The sequence below is a fragment of the Chryseobacterium phocaeense genome, assembly GCF_900169075.1.
GTDB lineage: Bacteria > Bacteroidota > Bacteroidia > Flavobacteriales > Weeksellaceae > Chryseobacterium > Chryseobacterium phocaeense.
The window spans coordinates 529396-546883 of record NZ_LT827014.1; the positions used below are offsets into that span (position 1 = coordinate 529396).

Annotated in this window: 14 protein-coding genes; 9 read left to right on the forward strand and 5 right to left on the reverse strand. The window is 37.8% G+C overall.

All coding sequences use genetic code 11. From position 1 onward, the window contains the following. Window positions 1-11: 11 nt before the first annotated feature. Together B7E04_RS03940 and B7E04_RS03945 are read right to left on the reverse strand one after the other, a co-directional pair. Window positions 12-656, reverse strand: a complete 645-nt coding sequence (locus B7E04_RS03940; protein WP_080777468.1) for a hypothetical protein — start codon at window positions 654-656, stop codon at window positions 12-14. 12 nt (window positions 657-668) lie between these two features. Beyond that, window positions 669-1223 (reverse strand): hypothetical protein, encoded by a 555-nt coding sequence (locus B7E04_RS03945; protein ID WP_139785332.1) that lies wholly within the window; start codon window positions 1221-1223, stop codon window positions 669-671. Between the two features lie 480 nt (window positions 1224-1703). Between B7E04_RS03945 and B7E04_RS03955 the strand changes: the two genes are divergently transcribed. Continuing rightward, window positions 1704-3185 carry a hypothetical protein gene (locus tag B7E04_RS03955; RefSeq protein ID WP_080777471.1) on the forward strand — a complete coding sequence of 494 codons (1482 nt, stop codon included), beginning with the start codon at window positions 1704-1706 and terminating at the stop codon, window positions 3183-3185. An 84-nt stretch (window positions 3186-3269) separates the two neighbouring features. On the opposite strand, the gene B7E04_RS03960 is transcribed toward B7E04_RS03955, so the two are convergent. Further along, window positions 3270-3905, reverse strand: a complete 636-nt coding sequence (locus B7E04_RS03960) for a DUF417 family protein (protein WP_080777472.1) — start codon at window positions 3903-3905, stop codon at window positions 3270-3272. 62 nt (window positions 3906-3967) lie between these two features. After that, on the reverse strand, window positions 3968-4798 hold the full coding sequence (locus B7E04_RS03965; RefSeq protein ID WP_080777957.1) for an AraC family transcriptional regulator: 831 nt from the start codon (window positions 4796-4798) through the stop codon (window positions 3968-3970). Between the two features lie 291 nt (window positions 4799-5089). Here B7E04_RS03965 and B7E04_RS21900 point away from each other — a divergent pair, with 291 nt between their 5' ends. The 5 genes from B7E04_RS21900 to B7E04_RS03990 are packed head-to-tail and all read left to right on the forward strand — an operon-like array spanning window position 5090 to window position 13670. Beyond that, window positions 5090-8767, forward strand: coding sequence for a hypothetical protein (locus B7E04_RS21900; protein ID WP_139785333.1), 3678 nt, complete (start codon window positions 5090-5092; stop codon window positions 8765-8767). Between the two features lie 28 nt (window positions 8768-8795). Further along, window positions 8796-10358: a hypothetical protein gene (locus B7E04_RS03975; RefSeq protein WP_080777473.1), complete on the forward strand. Its 1563-nt coding sequence runs from the start codon at window positions 8796-8798 to the stop codon at window positions 10356-10358. A gap of 19 nt (window positions 10359-10377) precedes the next feature. Next, window positions 10378-10857 (forward strand): hypothetical protein, encoded by a 480-nt coding sequence (locus tag B7E04_RS03980; RefSeq protein WP_080777474.1) that lies wholly within the window; start codon window positions 10378-10380, stop codon window positions 10855-10857. A 13-nt stretch (window positions 10858-10870) separates the two neighbouring features. Continuing rightward, a complete protein-coding gene (locus B7E04_RS03985; protein WP_080777475.1) occupies window positions 10871-13327 on the forward strand; it encodes a hypothetical protein in 2457 nt (818 codons plus the stop codon). A gap of 10 nt (window positions 13328-13337) precedes the next feature. Further along, window positions 13338-13670 (forward strand): hypothetical protein, encoded by a 333-nt coding sequence (locus B7E04_RS03990; RefSeq protein ID WP_080777476.1) that lies wholly within the window; start codon window positions 13338-13340, stop codon window positions 13668-13670. A gap of 385 nt (window positions 13671-14055) precedes the next feature. Here B7E04_RS03990 and B7E04_RS03995 read toward each other — a convergent pair whose 3' ends face one another. Continuing rightward, window positions 14056-14538, reverse strand: a complete 483-nt coding sequence (locus B7E04_RS03995) for a hypothetical protein (protein WP_080777477.1) — start codon at window positions 14536-14538, stop codon at window positions 14056-14058. 271 nt (window positions 14539-14809) lie between these two features. Here B7E04_RS03995 and B7E04_RS04000 point away from each other — a divergent pair, with 271 nt between their 5' ends. The 3 genes from B7E04_RS04000 (at window position 14810) to B7E04_RS04010 (ending at window position 17446) form a co-directional block, all read left to right on the forward strand. Next, window positions 14810-15394, forward strand: a complete 585-nt coding sequence (locus tag B7E04_RS04000) for a DUF4840 domain-containing protein (RefSeq protein WP_080777478.1) — start codon at window positions 14810-14812, stop codon at window positions 15392-15394. A gap of 92 nt (window positions 15395-15486) precedes the next feature. Further along, a complete protein-coding gene (locus tag B7E04_RS04005; RefSeq protein ID WP_080777479.1) occupies window positions 15487-16053 on the forward strand; it encodes an RNA polymerase sigma factor in 567 nt (188 codons plus the stop codon). Continuing rightward, window positions 16046-17446 carry an outer membrane beta-barrel protein gene (locus B7E04_RS04010; protein ID WP_165439405.1) on the forward strand — a complete coding sequence of 467 codons (1401 nt, stop codon included), beginning with the start codon at window positions 16046-16048 and terminating at the stop codon, window positions 17444-17446. The genes B7E04_RS04005 and B7E04_RS04010 overlap by 8 nt, the downstream gene beginning before the upstream one ends. Window positions 17447-17488: the final 42 nt, after the last annotated feature.

Below are 17488 nucleotides of genomic sequence, written 5' to 3' on the forward strand. Positions count from 1 at the left end.
TAAAGTGGTATTTATCCGCGATTATCCTGTTTATTCCAGACTAAGCCCAATATGAGAATTCCATTACTGATCAGGTTCAACATAAATAAAATAAAAAAATAAATATTCTGGGAAACAGTTGTCCTGAAATAAAGGATCGGAATACTTCCGATAAAAAGAATCAGCAAAGCAACTGAAATCCAGAAAGGCAGATAATTGTTAAGATCCAGGATCTTATCGGAATTAAAGGTTTGATATAAAAATAAAATAATGGAAAACAACAGCAACAGAATATCCACATACAGCATATTGAATGAAAAATGATGCAAAAGATCATCTTCCAGATAAAACATGATTCCAATATTGACTACAAAAAGAATCAGAATAACAGACTGCATTTTTTTGAGAAGCGGAAGATACATGAGCCGGAAAAAATAAAGCAGATACAGGAAAAAGCCAATCATTAGCAAGCCGATCACAAAAAAGAGGTCAGTAGATCTGCTGGTAGATTGAAAATAGAAATAGCAAAAAATATCAATCAGAGAAACGAAACTATATCCAATAATGAAAAATAGATTTTCTTTTCCTATTTTCCTGATTTTGACGGCCATTAAAATCATGATCACAACAGATATGACCATGGTGATCTGCTTCCCGATTTCTATATTCCAGTTCATGTCTTTGTCTTTTTATGGAGTCCCTGCTGTGGAAGCATTGGGTGGAGGGGCCAGATTGGTCATATTGAGACGTTCCACATCTCCTAAATTGGCATTTTCATCCAGAGTTCTCATGGATCTTGACATTACATTTTCGTTGTCTTTCCTCGGATTTTGAGCCGTAGGTACCAGGAAGATGGTCTGATAGCCGGCGTATTCCGGTTTTGCCATTTTTCCTTTCGGATGATTTAACGGATATTTACCCATATAAATTCTGATTCCCGGGTTTTTCAGGTTGCGTTTTTTTGCTGTTTCTTTTACATATTTAAGATAGCCTTCCATATCTTCTACAGAAAACCAGTACCAGCGTGAATCCGGCTGCCCGTTTCTGTATTTGGTCAGCACAATATCATTGGTCCTGGAATATTCATCATAAAGTATCCTGCCCTCAGCGGGGCTGATCAGTTTTCTTTTATAGCTGTCACTCACGGGTGGCTCAGAGCAGCGTGTGCAGCTTAACATGCAGAAGCTTAAAATAAGTACAGCGGCGAGCCAACTTAGATTTTTGAATAGGAAAGAAGTTTTCATTGGTATGATTTTTAATTTTTATAAAACAAAATTAGATAACTGCTCAACTTTACAAAAGGGGGAAAACACTGTTTTTATGTTTAATATTGACAGGCTGCAAGCTGGAAGGAGACTGAAAAGTTAATTGCAGGTCCGGGACCAATTCCTTTAGAGCCTCGATAACTTCCTTCTTCAGACTTCGGATTTCCTTACTTTAGCGGAAGGAAGTGTTTTATCCCGAACTCACGTTAAATTTACAATTTTTTATGATGAATTTCATGGATAAATGGATTTTGTTTGAAAATAAGACAATGAAAAAGGATTAAAAATATTATTTTATCATTTCATTGCTGCTTTTCTGCGGCTATCACAGCTTTCATATTTGCATCTGTACATATATCGCAATTTCCTCTACACTTACTTACAGCTTTCATACACTTAATAAGTCTGGATTGTGACTGTTCAATGCAAAAAGTAATTTTCGGGAAAAGAATAATTTATATGAAACTAATTTTCCAAAAACAGTATTTAATTGTACTGTGTTCACTGTTTTTTCTCTGGAGCTGTGAAGATGAGCTTCAGCACAACAAAGAAACAGATGGTGAGCAACTCTTGAAAAACACCTCATCGAAAGTATCACTGCCTTGTTCCAGTCCGGGAATCTATAATGGAATGCTTGAATTTAAAGATGAAGACCAGTTCTATTGTTACTATGATTATCTGACAGAAGTGGCGGCTACACCTAATGACGAAATGGGTGAAGATGATCTCCTGCTGGAAGTGGAGCAGTTTTTAGGATTAAATTCTCTCAGAGCTCAGGCTTTGGCAAAATTTGAACAGCAAAATGCTATTGGCTGGGGCTCCTATCAGGAAATTCCCGAGGAACACTGGATTACGTCATCCATATTACGCTCTATCCTGAATGTAAACAGGGAGATGAAAGTAGGAAACTATGTGGTTAAATACCTTAATCCCGAATTTATAGTTACCGTAAAAGCAGACCGGGCGGAAATACTGAAAAAAGTGGAAGCTCTTGGTGGAAATCCTTCATTGGAACAGATTATAGAGCTGGATCCTGCCAGAGAAATCATTTCTGTTTCTTCTGCAAAGAATCTGCGCAGAGAGTTTGGAACTGTTGATTTTGCTGATGGTAAAGGAATAAGAGGAACACCTGTGCCTCTTCAGATATTCAGATTGGGTGGGACCGTTTATGAAAATTTTATCTGTGGGAACCCGGGAAAAGTAAGATTTGAGGGCTTTACATTAAGCTGTCTCTCTGTTCCCCAGCAGGCAAGATACAGGATTGAGTTTAACGATGGTACCAATGCTGCTGCTGAATTTATGTTGCTTCCGGGGCAGTATGTCTTACCGATGGTGGAACATACCTATCCGGCAACGAATACTACTTATTATCCTACAGTAAAAGTGAAGTCCATCAGTCCTTACAATTCAGGTGGAAGTATCTGGAATGTTGTTAAAACCTATTCTGTGTATGTAAAATCAATGGATCAGTCCTGTTCTTCAAATGCAAGAGGAGCATTGCGGGACGTGGTTATTAATTCTTCCAACGTATTGCGGGGTAAAGTAGACTATTATAACTGGAGTGCTTTTCCTTTTGTTAATCCAAGATCCTCTCTGGCAGGATGGACAGAGCTGCATTATATTGATGGTAACGGAAACTGGAACAGAAGAAAAGATAAGAAGACAACACTCTGTGTAAAATTCTTGGAAGGCAAACTGTACCAGGCCAATTTTTCAAGTCCCATCAATTCCTTTTGCAGTAATGATCTCGCCGTCTATGTCCCTGTTGAATATGAGTGTAAATCAAATACCAACCAGAAAAGAATGGAAAAGCATATGGGCATGTATAATACCAATACCTATGCAACCGCAGTATTATCTTACCTCACCGTTCAGCATGAAGTGGGAACTTCAGATGGAGTTAATGGAAGCTTTAAACAAACGATTTACGGATGCCCTTAATCATAAGTATAGTATTTTGATACTTTGTTGATCCGGCCGGGAAATTTCCCGGCCGGATCATTATATTAGGTAGTAACTAAATATTTAGTTACTAGTGCTTGTTTCCTTATGTGTTGATTTCAGAACCTTCTTTAAACTGTCTGAAAACAGTACCAGGCCGGCAGCCATCATAATAATATCCTTTAAGACCAACCTTCCTGCTCCTGAAAGATAGGGGAATCCAAATTGTGGAGTAGGGAAGTCTCCGCCTAAGTTGGGAACATACACTTCGGGAGTTGTAATAAGAAAAGAAAGGGTCACAAAAGACATGATAAACGTTAAAGCTCCGCCCAAGACTCCTGCCTTTGGAAACCATATACCAAGAACGATCAGAAGACCAATAATGACAATCATGGTTCCTAATCCATAGGAAAATGTATACGTTCCGTTTTCTGTATGCCAGTCTATATTTTTTTGTACGGTTTTCCCTTCCGGGTTTTTATAAAGCGTATATTCCGGAACCATTTTCTGATCTTCATTCATTACTTTTTTGCCGGCATCTTTATGAAAGAAGCTCATTAAAGGGCTGTTGGCCACAAACGGAACAATTCCATCGGCTTCATACCGGTAAGCTTTTAATCCACCGATCCAGACCATCACAATAAATATGGAAATTCTTAGAAAATTGAGGAAATAGGAATCCAGCTTCACAAGACCACTGAGTATTTTATTTTTCTGCATAAGATTTATTTTTTACAAAGATATCTTGGAGCAGAAATGATAAAAATAGAGATATCAGGATATTACATGGACATTTTGGCTACAATGGAAATGCCTACTTTCTCCCGGTACTTTTTCGGGGAACATCCTACGGATTTTTTAAAATACCTGCTGAAATAAAACTCATCATCAAATCCCAGTTCAGAAGCAATTTCCTTTACAGAGCGGTAGGTGAGATGAAGAAGTTTTTTTGCTTCCAGGGTAATTCTTTCATTAATAAGCTGGCTTGGCGTTTTATTGAAATCCTTTTTAATGGCTTTGCTCAGTGTATTATTGGTAATATTCAATTTTGTGCTGTAGAAGGACAGCTCTTTTTCTTCTTTAAAATGAAGCTCCAGAAGTTTTTGAAATTCAGCAGCATTTTTATTGGGAATCTTTGCCCCTGACAATTGGCCATCCATACTTCCGCTTTTTTCCTTACTGCAAATAGCCAGTATCAGCTGGATATAGGTTTTAATAATGGATTCTGAGAAAAGATGTTTTTCAGAAAGCTCATGCTGAATATGGTTCAGAATACTGAGAATATAAATGTAATTATCCTCGCTGAGCGGTATGCCGGGATTTAAATAAATGTTGTTGAATAAAAGCCCGTTGCAGGCTACTTCTTCTTTATGATACTCAATGCAGTAATAATCACCATGAAAAAAAAGAAGAAAGATTTCATCATCCGTATCCGGGGCCAGCTTTAATTTCTGGTAAGGCGTAAGAAAAAGAACTGTAAACCCGTCATAAAAATAATTGATCTGATCCACTGAAAATACGCCCGAACCCTGCAATAAAACCACACAATAATTCTCCGTACTAAAATCAGGAGGAAATCCGGAAGCGTGATACGATTGTATTTGTACTGACATGGAATAAATATACGGAATATTCAGCATTTAAAAGGTTAATCATGATAAAATCACTTGCTATACAAGGTTTGAGAAAATCCAAAAAAACTTCAGAATTTATTTTCACACGTCAAGTTCTGTCGCTTCCGGCTCTGATATTTGCTTCAACAAAACACACAAATGAAAACAGACTTTAAAACACCGGGTGGACATCCTTTGCCGGAAACCACCTTAAAAAACAAGGCTGAAAAACTGAAGCCTTACTGTGCTTCAATCTTATCAATCAATACAACAATTTAAAAAAATCACAAAATGAGCAACATTGAAAACAATGCCGCCGAAGTGCCGGCAGAAAATACTCCGTCACAAACACTATTCAGGTTTGTAAGCTTAAGAAGCCCGCAGCTCTCTGATGAAGAAAACAAAGAAAGAAGATTTATTTTCAGAGATTACACTACTCAAAAGGGAGTTATTGATCCAAGGGTGGAAGCCGGAGAGTCTCTGAAAACAGTATGTGAACGAATTACAAGCTTAACAATCGAAACCGAAACATCTTTAAAAGCTCAGGATGTAGCATTCTACGAACTTGCCGTTTGGGTAGCCAGAAATAAAGCCAAAGCTACTAAAGCTGAATTTGATGCTAAAATCAACCATTATAGACAATATCAGCAGCAAGTTATTACTATCGACTCTAAAATCTGGGATAACCTTATTTACCAGGTGGTCACTCAGAAAGATTTTTATGCGAAGGAAACATTAATGCAGTTTTTACATCTCGATCATATTTTAAAATATTATGATGGTTTTAACCAATTACGATATGAGCTTGTCATAAAAGCCAAAGTAGTGCTTCCAAAAGAACTTTTCAAGATAACAAGCGGTTCTCAGGTAACAGGCTCCTCCAAAATGGCAGCAGCAGAAGGACGCCTTGGCGAACCTTTCTACAACGAGAAAGACCAGAAATACACAGAAGCTGTGGGTAATCTGCAGATGAACCAGGATTTGTCAGCATCTTTGAATAAGATGGAAAAAGTGTATCAGAAGGAGTATCAGCAAGCCTATAAAACGGCCTATGAAAACTATCTGAAAGAAATAAAACCCGTTCATGCCGATTACCAGAAAATGTTAATAGAAACAGAGAACAAAAAGAAGGTTATTGAAACACGGGTTAAATATCTTACTGAACTGAGCATTGCTCATCCTGAAGTATTTGATAAAAATCCAGACTTAAAAGAAGAGTTATCCAGATTAAATGAAGAGCTTTTAAACCTTCATGTATCTCCACTTAACTTGCCGGAGTTTAGTTTTGAATTCAGACCAGAAATCAACACTGACGAAATAGAACGTGCTTTAACCGATGAAAACAAGCATGCATTAAGCAGGATCTTCGGAGCAACATCTGTCAGCGAGGCTTTACAAGGATTTTTTTCTTTTGCAGAAGTTTCCACAGCTATTATTCAGGACAGTCAGTTACAGCAGCAACAAATCCTAGATAATACGGTGCTTAATCAGCCTACATTTACCAATATAGGAGGTGTTTTAGTTCCTGTTACCAATGCGGTGAATAATAATGGGGGTATTCCATTCTCCACAACAACCCACAGGGTTCCGGTTATGCCTGGTTTTGGGCATTCAGTGACTGTTACTACAAATATCAATCAGCCTAAACATATTATTAGCGGAAATTACCAGGTTAAAATAGGCACGCAGACCATTGCGTCAGGTTCTGGTACCTATCCCTGGACTGGAGCTGCTAACGTAACATCCCTCTTTCAAAATAATAAAATTCCCCATGTGGATATTGATAAGCTAGAGGTTATAGAACTGGAAGGAAATGTGGTTTTAAGCGACGGACTTTCTTATACGATGCAGGCGACATTAAACAGGACTAGCAATGATTCACATTTGTTTCAGGGGCGTGGAATATTTACCCCGAAAGAAAGGGTGATTGATCCGACAGATCCTGGAACCCCTAACCCATCCAATCCCAATACTCCTGAAAGCCCGTTTATTCCGTCAGGCTTTGGAATGAAAAATATAGGTATTGCCGACTATCGAAAAGTAGAACAAAGTACCTATTGTTATGTAGAGGGAGAGGTAGCCCATATTGAGAACATTATGGCAAGGGAATATAAGGAAAAATCGACACGAAGACTTAAGCGCAGTGAATCCCAGACCACCAGATCATCAGAATCTGAAAAAGAGAAGCTGACAGATACGACCTCTACCGAAAGACATGAAATGCAAAGTGAAATAGCCAAAGTTTTGCAGGAATCCAAAGACTTTGCTACACAGGCCGGTTTTAATGCTTCATGGGGAGCAGGAGGTGTTTATCCAAAATACATGCTCAATACTGCCGCCAACTATGCTACCCACAATTCCCAAGAAGAAAGTAACCGTCAGGCAGTCACTGATGCCAAAGATATAACAGCAAGGGCACTGGACAGGATTGTTACCCGGGTGAAGGAAGAGCGTATTGATAAAATTCTGGAAGAGTATGAAGAAAACAACAAGCATGGATTTGACAATACGAAAGGAAGCAACCATGTAGTAGGCGTTTACAGATGGGTAGATAAAGTGGTAAAAAACCAGATCTATAATTATGGTAAGCGTATGATGTTTGAATTTATGATTCCTGAACCGGCAAAGCTTCATAATTTAGGAATGAAAGCCAGCAAAACTGCTGAAAATCTATTAGTAAAACCTGTGGATCCCAGAACATCTACCGTGAACAAGATGGAGAATTTTGCATCCCTGGATGGGACCTCAGGAGAAATGATTTTAAAATACTGGTTAAGCAAATACAATGTAGATATTGATAAAAAGCCGGAAGAGGTCATTTACGTAGGTAAGGCTTTCTCCAATACAGCTGCTGAGTCAGACGGAAGATCAGAATACGATGAAGCTACTGCGGGAGGTGCAGAAATCCAGATCCCTGAAAATTATGTAACAGTTGCAGCTATGGGAGTAGTGCAGACAGGCGGAGAAGGAGTATTGGCCCATTATTTAAGAATCGGCGGAGCGTATATGACTGGTTCTGAAGTTCCAATCAATAATTTTTATGGGGTAGTTCCGGTTTCTTTCTCACTGATTGGGTCTCATGCCACAGATGTCAATGCCAGTGTCAAATGTAAACTGACTGCGGAAGCTAAAAATGAATGGCTCCAGACGGCCTTCAATAAAATTATTGAAGCATATAAAGTAGAATCAGATAAATATGAAGCAGCTTTAGCAGATGCAAGAGCATTAGGAGTCCAGATCAAAGGTTCCAATCCTGGTTTCTACAGAAAAATAGAAAATACTATGCTAAGAAGGAACTGTATTTCCTATATGCTGAATCAGAATCCAAATGCAGAATTAACATTCGGAAAAAATAAATACTACCAGACAGACAATTCTGCGGAAAGTTTTACCAATACCGAAATAAAGGTAGATGGAAGTCTGGACAGATATTCCGCCTTTGTAAAGTTTATGGAACAGGCGTTCGAATGGGAAATCATGAGTTATTATCTATACCCTTATTATTGGGGAAATAGAGCCAGCTGGGCGGATCTTTATCAGTTTGATGATAATGATCCTATATTCAGGGCCTTTATGCAGTCTGGGATGGCAAGAGTTATCGTTACGGTAAGACCGGGATTTGAAGAAGCCGTAAGGCATTTCCTGGCTACAGGACAAATCTGGAATGGAGGAGAAGTTCCGGTAATTGATGACCCTTTATTTTTATCCATTGTGGACGAATTGCGTTCACCGAAAGCCACAAAAGAAGGAGAGCCGTGGAGAGAAAAAATTCCTACTTCGCTTACTATTCTTCAGGCAGGTTCCATCGGTTTGAAGGTAGAAAAAGCATTGCCTTGCAACTGTGAACCCGGAGTAAAGTTTGATGATGAATTGGGATCCGTATGTGATACCAATTTTACAACCAACGATCATCTTCTCGGAGTAGAAACAACGGAAGGACAGAAAATTATTTCGGGAGACTGGAAATGAGAAATTATTAATCTAAAATTTTAAAAAAATGCCAATTATAGGAAAAATTATACGTGTAAATGAATTACCTCCGATCGGAGAAAGGGAGACCAATGTCATTTACCAAGTAGCAGAGCAGGGCTCTCCCATTTATACAGATTATGCTGTTGATGAAAACGGAGATCTAAAAACCCATGCAGTTACCACCGGAAGCATTCCTTTGGAATTGTCTGATACTCAAATCAGTATTACAGACACCGGGCTTTTAACGGAAGGAGTCGCGAGTCAGGCTCAATATAATGCCACTACAATAGAAAAGCTGGATCAGAAGATTGATAAACCTTCCTCAGATGGTACTGTTCAGGACTATCCAAAAATTGTAGGTTTGGATGCCAATGGAAATGCAGCAAAACTACCTGCCGGGGACTTGGGGAAAAACATTGCCAACTCCTCTCTGACTACAGTGTCTGGTGCAGGATTGACGCTGGGAGCCAACTGGACATTGAATACCTCGGGACTTTATTATTCAATTACTGGATTGAATGATGCTTCTAATGATTCTTCGTTCAATACACTCCTGTCTCAGGATGCTTCGGGGCGCGTTGGGAAAACAAATGGAAAGAACTTCCTTCTGCAGCTTCCCAATGTTTTAACAACTGCAGAAAAAGAGCAGTTTGGCTTGGCCTGGAATAATCAATACAGTAATGGAGCACTTAATGTATACTCTATCATCCCTTCTGTTCTTAAGCATGAACATACGGTAAAATACCTTGTGCTGCAAGGCTTAAATTTAAATTTAAATCCGGCAAACACTTCGGTGAAATTTATTCCGCAGGAGAATCAGCTGGGCGTTGGAGAAATTAATTGCTTAGGGTTTCAGACTTTTGCTGATGGAAAATCTATGGTGGTCACAGTATATGGAGATGCTCTTCCGGCTGATAAAAATTATAATATCGTGATCAGGACTTCAACACCTATTGTACAGGTACATCGTACAACCAGTCTTGTTACGGTTTCATCATCTTCTAACAACTTTAACCTGAGTTCTATTGTATGGTCAAAGAAAATCTACAATAATCTTACGAATGACGGTGTATTTGGAAATGCGGGGGCAGGACAGTATCAGAGTAATCCGAATGTGAAGGCTTATGCTAATGAGGCTGTGGTGGTATCGGCACTGAAATCTTCAAAAATTATCGAAGCCAATCAGGACTTTTATTTAAGTTTTGATGTAAGTGTAAACTTCACGTCTCCAGGCAGTACAGCTCCGTACCATTCTATCGGTTTGATGCTCAGCTCTACACCATTAGACCTTCTTAATCTTAATATGGCAGGTTTGAGAGTTGTAGGAAGACAGGATTCATGGGGTCGCCAGGTTTATTTAGATAACAGTTCGATTATGCATGCACAACCTCTGCTAAATCCCGAAACTTTTAATTATACCATTATGAGAAGAGGATCTGTAGTATATTTTGTTCTTACAAAAAATGGGACAGTTCTTAATTACTCTAAAAGTATTTCAACCGATGCGCTTTCCTTTGCGATGTTCAATACTAATATGGCCGTAAGCGCAAACATATCCTTCAATATAACAGAATTAATCCTTTTTTAAATTTAAAATACCCAAAATTATGAATGAACATTTAATTATACCGGAAAACATTAAGGAAGTACTTAATAATATTAAAAATATATCACTGCATCTGGCGGAACTGCCTTTGCAGGCGCATCCAAAGCTTCCGCAATTTGACAGAAGTATCAGGGTGCTGGATATCGATGCCAAATCCAGGCAGCAGTTTATCTGCTTCAGATATGAGCAGGTCCTGAAAGACAAAGAAACGGGGGAAGAGATCAATATTGCTCTTCCCGCCCCGGAGTGGATAATCTATAAAGAGACATGGAGCTATCTCCGTGATAACAATAATGATCCTATCGAGCTGCCGTTGGCTGATTCCAAAGATAATCTGGCCGTCGATAAGGTGAAAGTTCCCAGTTATCAGTATATGCTTTGGCTGCTGAAGAATAGTAAAGTTGGCTTTATCGAGCTTCTGACGTCTTATCTGGATGAATTTGTGAAAACAAATAAAGAAGATCTGAATACACTTTCCTAAGAAGTATGAATTGATGGCAGAGCATTATGCTCTGCCTTTTTCAAAAATCGAAAAAATTATGGAAACACTTGAACTTAGAGAGATAATCAGTAAAGATTGGCGTACTGATGGTTATATAAAAAAGCAGCTGCTATGCAACAAATTAAAGTATAATAATGACTTAAGCAGGTTTCGTATTCTGGACTATAACATTAACGACTATGATAAAATTGCGGAAGAAAAGTATATAAAGGATGATAAGGAAAATATCATCCACTTAAATACTTACCTGAATAAAAATAAAGAACTTGTAGATCTGGTCCAGCAGCAGTGCGAAATAAAATTTGAGATCAATGCTGCAGAAGAGAAAATTTCCTGTCAGCTCATTTATTTTTATCACAGGGATGCTGATAAAGAAGAGCTTAGAAGAAAGAAAGCGATTATATTGGAAACTTTTTCTTATAAGGACTTCAGAAATTTAGTAATGTATGTCGGCTATGATGATTTTGAGAATTATCCTGAATATAAAAATTATTTCACAGAAATTTTTAAATCCGGTTTTCTTAAAGCTAAAAGTGCTGACGAGCTTAAATTCCTTTATACGCATACTCCCGAATTTATTCTTAGAGAAATGGCTCTTGATAATGAAATTGTATTTGGACATTTGCTTGCTTTAACCAAGCTTGATGATACAGGGATTTTCAGTGGCTGGAAAGACGGGAGCTCAGCTTTGGTTAATGTATTGAAAGCATTTCCGGATCATATTTTTTTACTTAACAAATTCAGGAAAAGCCCCGAACTGTGCAACAGGATTTACTTCAATCTTGACGGGGCAAGCGAATTTGATGGAGAAATGAAGTCAAACCGGATCATTTTTTCCACTATTTTAATGCAGTATTGCCTGTTTTCTCACAATCGCCCAAAGTCGGGAGCTCCTACTTTCAGGATAGGAAATGAATATAAGGTAAATACTGAAGTTTTTGGGCTGTCAGGAGATCTACTGGGTTTTGGAAAATCAGATGAAAAAACCTTTTTTCTTCAGCAGCAAAAGGAAGTAGTAAAGAGAGTTTTAATTGTTCCCAAAGAAGCAGATCCCAATGCAGCAGAAATGACAACCGAAGATTTGGATGAAGGAGCTGAGTTTTATCCGCTTGAAATGGTTTATTTTATAGAGCAGCGTCAGTCAGAAACCTATAATGAAGCAGAACAGGAAGGTGCTGTTGTAATGATGGTTCCGGCTATCTATGTGAAGGCATTGGCTGACGCAGAAAAATGGGAAGACATTAATGAAACGATCCGGATTGTGGCAGATATGTTTGGAATTGTTTTTGGAATCGGTGCATTGGCACTATCAGGAAATCCTTATGTATTATTGGTCGCAGCGGCAGACTTAAGTTTAGCGTTACCCGATCTTACCATACAGGTATTCCGGGAGGAAATTGCTAAACTTCCGGGAGGAGAAGAGTTCCTCCGGCAATGGGACCTTATTTATCAGGTAGTGGGAAGCGCCGTGGCATTACCACAGCTTGCAGTTGGCTTGTCACAAGCCGTTGCTGCGTTTTACAGAGGCTGTTTAAGTATGCTTAAATTGCCCCAAACAGCAGAAAAAGTAAGACAAGGATTGCGTGCAATGGCAATTTCCGTATTTTTGGATATAAATTCTGGACGCTTTGAACGTAGTCAGTTAAAATTTTTGCAAACGTCAGAATGGGTGATTCCCAGTGGTGGTTTCTTTGATAGTATTTCTGGAATCAGGTTAGAAAATGTAAGTGCAGCTTTTATAGAAATAGCAAATGAAACGGGTAAGGCAAGTAAGCAAGAATACATGCTAATTTACAGAGGTCTACCAGTAGCAAAGGGAAATAAATATATTAAACCCTATTCAGATTTAATACAAAAAATCAAGCAAGCTAGTTATAGTGAGGAAAAATTGACAAATGTTCTTGAAGAAACTTTAGATGATACTTGGCAATACTTTCCCAAGGAAAGCGCATCAGGCAACTCTTATACTACTACAAATTTGGAAAATATATATACAGTAGGTTCAAAAAAAGAATTTGAGAAAGGGGTAAAATATTTGTCAGAAAAAGAACGAGAGACTTATGAAATTTTTGTACAGTATGATAAAATTGTAAACTCAGAAGGGAATTTATTAGACACCCGCGGCAGTATTTCTATTTTAGAAGATGGATCTCCTGCTGAAACAGAATATGCTATTTTTGTGATGTCAGCGGAAGGGCACATTTATTTATCTAAAAACTATGCCTATGGAAAATTTCATCATTCTACTTTTTTAGCTGGAAAACCAGTTGCAGCAGCTGGGGAAATGGTAGTGGAAGAAGGACTTATTAAAATTGTAACCGATGGGAGTGGTCATTATCAACCACCATTAGATATGGTGAAAACGAGTTTGTTAAAGGAATTAGGACAAAGAAGTTATTTTGGTTATACAAACAAAAAAGAAAACATTAAATTTAATCACGGATTTTAAAATATATTCTATGGATCAAAAATTAATATTAGATGCAATTCATGCAGCAGTGTGGAGAAAAAGAATAAGCCAAATCTATACACATAAGGATTTGTATAAGTTTGTAACTGGAGACATAGATTTAACTAATCTAAAAATTGATATTGTTTTAAGAAATAAAGAAGTTTTTGAATGGATAATAAAACATCCCGAATATGATTATAAAGGAGTATTAGAATCACCAAATACGAATGAAGATCTTTTTAGATTTTTTAACATATATTATGAAGATATTATTTTCAAGTTAAATAAATATTTAAGTGAAGATTATATTATTAAATTATCAGAAATAGAAGCTATGTAAACAATAATTTTAAGCCACTCAAAAGTTGAGTGGTTTATTTTTCACTTATAAATATTGCAATTCCTTATTTTGAATCTGAATAACGAAGTGTTTCAAAGGAAAAGACTTTCGCATGTTTAGTCCCTCAGAATGGGTCATCCCAAGTGCAGGATTCTTGTATCTAACCAGATCAGAGAAATGAGATTAGTAACCCTTTAAGGAATTTAAATACCTTTTTTACCTTAAAATTTAAATCAAAAAAACCAGCCAGCGCGAAAACCTCACGCTGGCTGGCTACAATATAATTAACAACTCAAGATCAATTTTAAAAACAGATCAATAGCTGATTCCAGCTATTGATCTTACCAATGTACCAAAAAACTTATATGAGAAAAACTAATGTTTTTTATTTGGCGGTGTAGGTGTAGTTTTTATGAAGATTCTGACCGGCAGCAATGATTGTGTTTTCTACATTCGTTTCCACATTTCCATTGATTTCAGCTTTATAGCTTACGGAAAGGGGAGCCCCGTCATGATTGACGATTCCAACGTTCAACCCTCCAAAATTATAAGGCTTTACGGTTTCAAAGACATAGGTTTTAGTTGAACCCGTAAAATCAGTGACATCCAAAAGGATATCATCCTCATTGCCCTGCGTTACTCCGTTCATTTTCCAAACCGGTGATCCATATTGGCTCGCATCATGATTTCCTGCATTTACCGCAATATCCACCTGGTCATTGGAATCCGCTCCGTTCACAGTTACCGTAAATTTAATCGGTGATTTTGCGAAAGAAGGGTTGTCATCATCCTTGCTGCATGCTGTAAAAACAGTTACGGCGGATGCTGTGATAAAAAGACTGAAAATAATTTGTTTTATCCTTAGCATTTTAAAATTCTTGTTTTAATTATTTCTTAGGGACAAATCTAAAGACGGTTGATGACAGGTCCAATACAGAGAAATGAGGATTTTTGTCTACCGGGATTTAGGTAGATGTCATTAATTACAATTGTTTTGATAAATTTTATTAACAGTAAATCAGTTTGTTGTAAAAATTTTTAATTCTTTTTTACAGAACTCCATGCAAGATTTTGAAAAAAAAGGATTTTATAGATGAGTACTCAATACAATTTATGTTTAATGTTAAAAAAAGAACGAAATGAAGAATTTAATAGTACTTAAAGTGATTACCACCGTTTTAGTTATATCCATCATCTTCTCCCTGTTCTCATGTATCGATGAGGACAGGATTGAAGTACCCCCTGTGAAACTCGAGGATGTTAACGGCAGCTATAAGGGGAGGCTGATTACGGTGCAGGGAGAGTTCAGAAATGAAAAAGTTGTGGACTTCAAGATAAAAAAAGACACCCTTGAATTTCCGGAATTTCCAATCAAAGAAATCGTAACGGCAGTTGTAAAAGATCCCGTGAAAGTACAGAATGCCCTTACAGCAATGGGAAAAGTAAAATATAAAGTAAAGTATGCTTCCGTCCTCAATGCTGAAAAAAACTGGGTGGAACTCACGTTTGCGCCAAAAGAACTTGAATTGCAGATTCCGGTAGATGGCGTGAATAAAAAAACAATAGTGACAATGGTTGCAAAACAGAAAGGATATTTTGTAGGATTGGATTATACGCTGAGGTTTGTCCTTGCTGCAGAAAAGCTCACAGTAGACGGCGTACAGCTGAATCCCTTTGAACCGATTTATTATAACTTTCCTTATTGTGTAAAAACAGGAAACTAGAAAAAGAGAAAAATAGGCTGTAATTTTCATAATGCGGTCTATTTTTGCTTAAAATTTTTAATCGGTTGCTAAAAAACCGGTCTTATTCATACATGGAAGAAAACAAGGAGCAGATTTTGATCAGACGCCTTCTCGCGAAGGAAGAAGCTGCCTGGAAAGAACTTTTCGGAATGCATTCCGGAAATCTTGCCGGGGTCTGTTCCCGTTACCTTCCGGGAAAAGATGATGTGCATGATGTGCTGCAAAACAGCTTTATAAAAATGTTCCGGTCTATAGAAACATTTGAGTACAGGGGCATCGGTTCACTTAAAGCCTGGATGATGAGGATTACGGTGAATGAGGCTTTAAAGCATATAAAGCAGCACTCCGGTATTATGGCAGATGCAGACGTGAATGAATTTCCGGATATTTCCGGCGATGAAGAACCCGATCTTGAAGAAGTTTCGCAGGCTGTCATTATGAAAATGATCCAATCATTACCGGATGGGTACAGAACGGTATTTAATCTGTTTGTATTTGAGAAGAAAAGCCATAAGGAGATTGCAGGGCTTCTGGGAATAGCAGAAAATTCTTCCGCCTCCCAGTTTCACAGGGCAAAAGGAATGCTTGCCCGGAAAATTAATGAATATAAAATGTCAAAAGAAGCACAATATGAATGATCAGTGGTTAAATGATCTGCACAGGAAAATGGAAGACCACGAAGAGGATATTCCGGATGGGCTGTGGGATGATATTAAAAATGAACTTTTTTCTGATGAGAAAGAAACCGGAATGGCAGCAGGTTTAATGCCGGAAACGGATAAAGAAGAAAGCAAAAAAAATATTTCTGAAAAGCCTGGAAGATCCCTTCTATACCGTATCAGTGGAATGGCGGCGGCTATTGCCATGCTGTTCTTCACAGGAAAATTGCTGCTGGACATGAATGCTGAAAAAAATAATCCTCAGATTACAAAAAGATCTGAAAGTGAAAATACTATTAAAAACAATGACCACAAGACGACAGAATCTGTACAGCCTCCAAATGTGGATATCCCGGGAGCTGCGAATATGGGATCAGGTGAAAAATATAGCAACTTAGTAAATATAATTTCGGAAAAAACTGACATTAGTAAGATGGTGCAAAGCGTCTTTAATAAAGAAATAATAGACAACAAGAGTGCAGAATTGAAGAAAAACGAAGATCCCAAACTTGTAACAAAAGAAGTACCACCTGCTTACAGTTCATTTCCTCCGATAAATGAAAATCCTGTAATAAAAGAGAACCAAAGTGATGATGAAATCTTTAATACAACCGAAGATAAAATATCCGAAAAGTATGCAGCTAATGACAGTCCAAAAACATCCGGAAGAAAATCAAAAAAATGGATGCTGAGTATGCTTACAGGAAATGTTTCATCTAATGCAGCTGAACAGAGATTTCCGGGCTATGCATCCATCAATGGAAGTCCTTTGGCTTTCAGTGATTTTTGGAGTGCCGGTACACAGGATGATCCACTTACCGAGGTTCTGCTGGCCAATCAGAGCAAAGAGGTTGAAGCAAGGATCCGACATAAAATTCCGGTTATTTTTGGGCTGTCTATGTATTACAGCATTGGAAAAAGATGGGGAATAGGAACGGGGGTAAATTATACGAAACTAATGTCTGAACTTCACTCAGGAAGCAATTCCAATTATGTAAAGGGTGAACAAAGCATTCACTATATAGGAATCCCGGTACAGGTTAATTACAATGTCATTCAGAAAGGAAGGTTTACAGGATACGTAACGGGAGGAATTCTTGCAGAAAAAGCAGTAGCAGGAAAGCTTACGACAAAATATATTGTAAATGATGCGGTTGAAGAGACTTCGGAAGAGAAAATCAATATTAAGCCCGTACAGTTTTCAGTTAATTCTGCGGTAGGGCTTCAGGTAAAAATTATTGATAAGATCGGAATATATGCGGAACCGGGAATCGGGTACCATTTCAAAAATGAAAGTGAACTTAATACCATCTATAAAGAAAAACCATTAAACTTTAATATGAAGTTCGGAATCAGGGTGTTGCTGGACTAACTCACTGATATAAATACCAAATCAAACCATAAAAATATATTA

Excerpts from the sequence above, each read along its gene's own strand:
- B7E04_RS03940 (WP_080777468.1), bottom strand. The coding sequence starts at position 656 with ATGAACTGGAATATAGAAATCGGGAAGCAGATCACCATGGTCATATCT.
- B7E04_RS03945 (WP_139785332.1), bottom strand. The coding sequence starts at position 1,223 with ATGAAAACTTCTTTCCTATTCAAAAATCTAAGTTGGCTCGCCGCTGTA.
- B7E04_RS03955 (WP_080777471.1), top strand. The coding sequence starts at position 1,704 with ATGAAACTAATTTTCCAAAAACAGTATTTAATTGTACTGTGTTCACTG.
- B7E04_RS03960 (WP_080777472.1), bottom strand. The coding sequence starts at position 3,905 with ATGCAGAAAAATAAAATACTCAGTGGTCTTGTGAAGCTGGATTCCTAT.
- B7E04_RS03965 (WP_080777957.1), bottom strand. The coding sequence starts at position 4,798 with ATGTCAGTACAAATACAATCGTATCACGCTTCCGGATTTCCTCCTGAT.
- B7E04_RS21900 (WP_139785333.1), top strand. The coding sequence starts at position 5,090 with ATGAGCAACATTGAAAACAATGCCGCCGAAGTGCCGGCAGAAAATACT.
- B7E04_RS03975 (WP_080777473.1), top strand. The coding sequence starts at position 8,796 with ATGCCAATTATAGGAAAAATTATACGTGTAAATGAATTACCTCCGATC.
- B7E04_RS03980 (WP_080777474.1), top strand. The coding sequence starts at position 10,378 with ATGAATGAACATTTAATTATACCGGAAAACATTAAGGAAGTACTTAAT.
- B7E04_RS03985 (WP_080777475.1), top strand. The coding sequence starts at position 10,871 with ATGGCAGAGCATTATGCTCTGCCTTTTTCAAAAATCGAAAAAATTATG.
- B7E04_RS03990 (WP_080777476.1), top strand. The coding sequence starts at position 13,338 with ATGGATCAAAAATTAATATTAGATGCAATTCATGCAGCAGTGTGGAGA.
- B7E04_RS03995 (WP_080777477.1), bottom strand. The coding sequence starts at position 14,538 with ATGCTAAGGATAAAACAAATTATTTTCAGTCTTTTTATCACAGCATCC.
- B7E04_RS04000 (WP_080777478.1), top strand. The coding sequence starts at position 14,810 with ATGAAGAATTTAATAGTACTTAAAGTGATTACCACCGTTTTAGTTATA.
- B7E04_RS04005 (WP_080777479.1), top strand. The coding sequence starts at position 15,487 with ATGGAAGAAAACAAGGAGCAGATTTTGATCAGACGCCTTCTCGCGAAG.
- B7E04_RS04010 (WP_165439405.1), top strand. The coding sequence starts at position 16,046 with ATGAATGATCAGTGGTTAAATGATCTGCACAGGAAAATGGAAGACCAC.